This is a genomic window from Methylosinus sp. Sm6 (genome assembly GCF_019802345.1).
Classification (GTDB): Bacteria; Pseudomonadota; Alphaproteobacteria; order Rhizobiales; family Beijerinckiaceae; genus Methylosinus.
This window is the reverse complement of sequence record NZ_JAINDZ010000084.1, coordinates 1-4,424: the sequence shown is the minus strand read 5'-3', so window position 1 is coordinate 4,424 and position 4,424 is coordinate 1. Positions and strand designations below refer to the sequence as shown.

Below are 4,424 nucleotides of genomic sequence, written 5' to 3'. Positions count from 1 at the left end.
GCGCGGATCTGGGCGGAGCTGCTCGGCGTCGAACGCGTCGGACGCAACGACAATTTCTTCGAACTCGGCGGACACTCACTGTTGGCGACGCGCGTCGTTGCACGACTACACGATCTGTTTGGCGCTAATCTGCCGCTCAAGCAGCTGTTCGAGACACCGAACATCGGCGAGCTGGCGCGCGCAATCAAGCGCATGGAAAACGCTCAGGCGCTTCTGCCTCCTCTCATTGTGCAGCGGCGTCCGCAACCGTTGCCGCTGTCCTATGCGCAGGAGCGGCTATGGTTTCTCGAACAGCTCGGTCTGGTCGGCTCGGCCTATAATATGCGGACGGCGTTGCGAATGAGCGGCGCGTTGGATATCGCCGCGTTGGAGCACAGCGTGAGTGAAATCATCCGACGCCACGAAAGCCTGCGCACGCGATTTGTCCTCGTGAATGGAAACGGCGCGCAGGTCGTCGACGCTGCGGGCGATTTCACGCTTGACGTAATCGACCTGAGCGCTTTGAGCGAACGGGATCGCAATATGGAGGCGCGGCGGCTGGCGCGCGAGGATGCAGAACGGACATTCAATCTCGAAACGGGTCCGATGTTTCGCGCAAAGCTCATTCGACTTTCCGAAAACGAACATATCGCGCTTATCTGCATGCACCATATCGTTTCCGACGGATGGTCGATCGGCGTGCTTATTCGAGAAATCGGCATTCTGTATAGCGCTTATGTTGCCGGAAAGGGGGCGCCGCTCGCCGCATTGCCAATACAATATGCCGATTACACGATATGGCAACGACAATGGCTCCAGGGGGAGACGCTTGAACGGCAGATCAGCTATTGGAAGAAACAGCTCGACGGGGCGCCGGCGGAACTGCATCTTCCCTTCGATCGACCGCGTCCAGCAGTGCAAAGCTTCAAAGGTTCAACTGAACCACTAACGTTTTCAAAAGAAACGACCTCTGCGCTGTTGGCCTTAAGCCAAGGCTGCGGCGCCACGATCTATATGACGTTACTGGCGTCGTTTCAGCTCTTGCTTGCTCGTTACACCGGCCAGGACGACATTGTCGTTGGTTCGGGCATAGCCGGCCGTCGAAAGGAAGAATTAGAGGGACTGATCGGATTTTTTGTAAACACGCTGGTCATGCGTTCGAAAGTTTCCGCCGATCTCAGTTTTTTGGCTTTGCTTAAGCAGGTCAAGGAGACAACGCTTCAAGCATTTCAGCATCAGGATCTCCCATTCGAGAGATTGGTCGAGGAGCTTCAACCCACGCGCGATTTGTCGCGGCAGCCCATGTTCCAGGTCGTTTTGACGTTGCAAAACGTTCCTGAATTGGCTTTCGCATTGCCCGGGGTAACGTCGACCCCGCTCGGGAACGAGAGCGTGACGACAAAATTTGATCTTACGCTGTTCCTCCACGAAACTGATTCTGGAATTGAGGGCGGTATCGAATACGCGACCGAGCTATTCGACGCATCTACGATCGTTCGCATGATCACTCACTATAAGAAATTATTGGACGAGATCATCGACGCCCCCGAACGAAACATTTTCAGTTATACATTCATGGACGCCGTCGAGCGGAATCGTGTTTTGGTCGAGTGGAACGCGACAGCGGTGGAGCATCCGCGAGAAAAATATGTACATGAGCTGTTCGAGGCGCACGCGAACAAAACGCCTACGGCGACGGCCGTCATTTATGAAAATGATGAACTAACCTACCTGGAGTTGAACGAAAGAGCGAATAAACTGGCGCATTATCTGAGAGAACTCGGGGTGCGCCCGGATATGTGCGTGGCGATTTGCGTCGACCGCAGCCTCGAGATGGTTGTCGGGGCGCTTGCAATATTGAAAGCCGGCGGGGCCTATGTGCCACTCGATCCATCATATCCGAGTGACCGACTCGCCTATATGCTGGACGATAGCGCCCCCGTCGCGGCATTGACAGGCCCCGGCGCCGCACCGGCGCTCGAGGGGCTGCTGGACAAAGGGGACACCCGCTTTCCAATTCTCGATCTCGTTGAAGACGATAAGCTTTGGGCGCATTTTCCCGCAGTCGACCCTGACCCGCTGCGCGTCGGCCTGTCCCCGACTCATCTCGCCTATGTCATCTACACATCCGGTTCGACGGGAAGGCCGAAAGGCGTCATGGTCGAACATCACGGTCTGTGCAATCTCGCAGCGGCGCAATCGCGCGCTTTCGGGATCGGACCCGCCTCGCGCGTCCTTCAATTCGCGTCGATCAGTTTCGACGCCTGCTCTTTCGAGTTCATCTTGGCTTTGTGCCAAGGCGGCTCTCTGCAACTTATCAAGAGCACGAAGCTTTCTGGTCACGAACTTGGCGATATTATCGGAAAAACCGGCGTAACGCACGCTGTGCTTCCGCCAGCCGTCCTTGCTTTATTGCCAGACGACCAAAACGTTTGCCAATTGAGCGTAATAATATCAGCTGGAGATGTTTTGCATGGCAGAGTAGCTGCCATTTTATCTCGAAAATATTCTTTATTCAACGCATATGGACCGACAGAAGCGACTATTTGGGCGACGCTCTACAAATGTCATGCGGTTCCGAAAGGGACAACCAATGTCCCAATCGGGCGTCCGATTTCGAACGCTCGAATCTATATTTTGGACATGCATAGGCAACCCTGTCCGATCGGGGTGTCGGGTGAAATTTATATTGGCGGAGCTGGAATCGCACGCGGGTATTTGAACCGTCCAGATCTGACGGCCGAGCGTTTTCTGGAGGACCCGTTTTCGGCGGTGGCAGGAACGCGAATGTATCGCACTGGCGATCTCGGGCGCTGGCGAGCCGATGGCGCGATCCAATTTCTGGGACGCAATGATTTCCAGGTGAAGATTCGAGGCTTCCGTATCGAACTCGCAGAGATCGAAGCGCGTCTCGCCGCCCATCCGGCGGTGCGTGAAGCGGCGGTTGTCGCACGAGAAGACGCCATCGGAGACAAAAAGTTAATCGGATATGTGGTCGCCGACGATAGTCGGCTGAAGCAGACCTTGGAGTTTCGCCTCGACGAAACGCAAAACGAACATTTAGCCCAATGGGAGGAATTGTTCGAGCGGACTTATGGCGCCGGCGAGACTGAGGACGACGCCGGATATACGGGCTGGAACAGCAGTTACACCGGAAAAAGCATTGCCGAAGCGGAGATGCGCGAATGGCTCGACTGCACGATCGAACGCATAAGGGCGTTGAACGCGCCGCGCATTTTAGAGATCGGCTGCGGCTCCGGACTATTGTTGCGTCGGCTTGCGCCAAACTGCGAGTCCTATTGCGGGACCGATATTTCCCCTTCGGCTCTGGCAAAGGTGCAAAACTGGGTCGATCGTCAGTATCTTCTCGGCCGCGTCGAGTTAATGCAAAAAGCGGCGATCGATTTCGAGGGAATTGAACCCGGCTCAGTCGACATGGTGATCTTGAATTCGGTTGCGCAGTATTTCCCTGATATAAATTATTTTGTCAGAGTCATAGAACAAGCAGTCGAAGCGGTGTCGCCCCGTGGCTATGTATTTGTCGGCGATATTCGTCATTTTCGGCTTTTGACCATGTTCCATAGCGCGGTTCAATTCGCACAGGCTCCTAAAGGACTGAGTTTCAAGCAATTGAAAGCTCGTATCGCCAAAGCCGTCGCACAAGAAAGGGAGCTGACGGTCGACCCGGAATTTTTCCGGGCGATGCAGGACTATCTTCCGCAGATCTGCGACGTCGAAATTCTTTTGAAGAAAGGCCGGGCAGACAATGAGCTGACGCGATATCGATATGATGTCGTGTTGCATGTCGGGCGGCGGAGAGCGCAAGGCTTGCCGAGCAAAATGTCAGCGGCGCGATCCGATGGCGAAAGGCTCAGCGAATCTGCCGCGCGCGCGTTGCAGGAAATGCGTCCGCCGGCGCTTCAAATTCGGGGCGTCGCCAACCGTCGTTTGGAACAAGATCTGGCTCTATTGCGTTTGATCGACGAGGCCGAGGAAACGCGGGAGGTGGACGCATCTTGCGCCGCAGAATTCGAAAATCTCCGCGATGCGTCGGAATCGCCTGAGGCGTTCTTCGAACTGGGCGAAGCATATGGTTATTTGACCGAGGTCAGTTGGACGCCCGCGTCGTGCGAGGGGCGCTTCGACGTTTTGCTCACCGATGCGTCGCTGGCGACGACCGGACTGGAGGAGTCAAAACCCGAGGAAATACTGGCGAGGCCGGCGCAATCGCGGGACTGGAGCGGCTTCGCAAATAACCCGTTGAAGACGAAATACGCACAGCATCTTGTTGCGCAACTAAGAGAGCGTCTCGCAAACGAACTCCCCGACTATATGGCTCCCTCGGCTTTTGTTTGCCTCGATCGCCTGCCGCTGACGCCGAACGGCAAGCTCGACCGCAAGGCGTTGCCGGCCCCGGACGACGCCGACTATGCGAGGCGCGGCTA

At 55.8% G+C, this 4,424-nt stretch carries 1 protein-coding gene; it reads left to right on the top strand.

Annotation, left to right across the window (positions count from 1 at the left end; all coding sequences use genetic code 11):
* Positions 1–4,424 (top strand): non-ribosomal peptide synthetase (locus K3F48_RS23260; protein ID WP_222577822.1); only part of this gene is annotated, 4,424 nt, incomplete at both ends.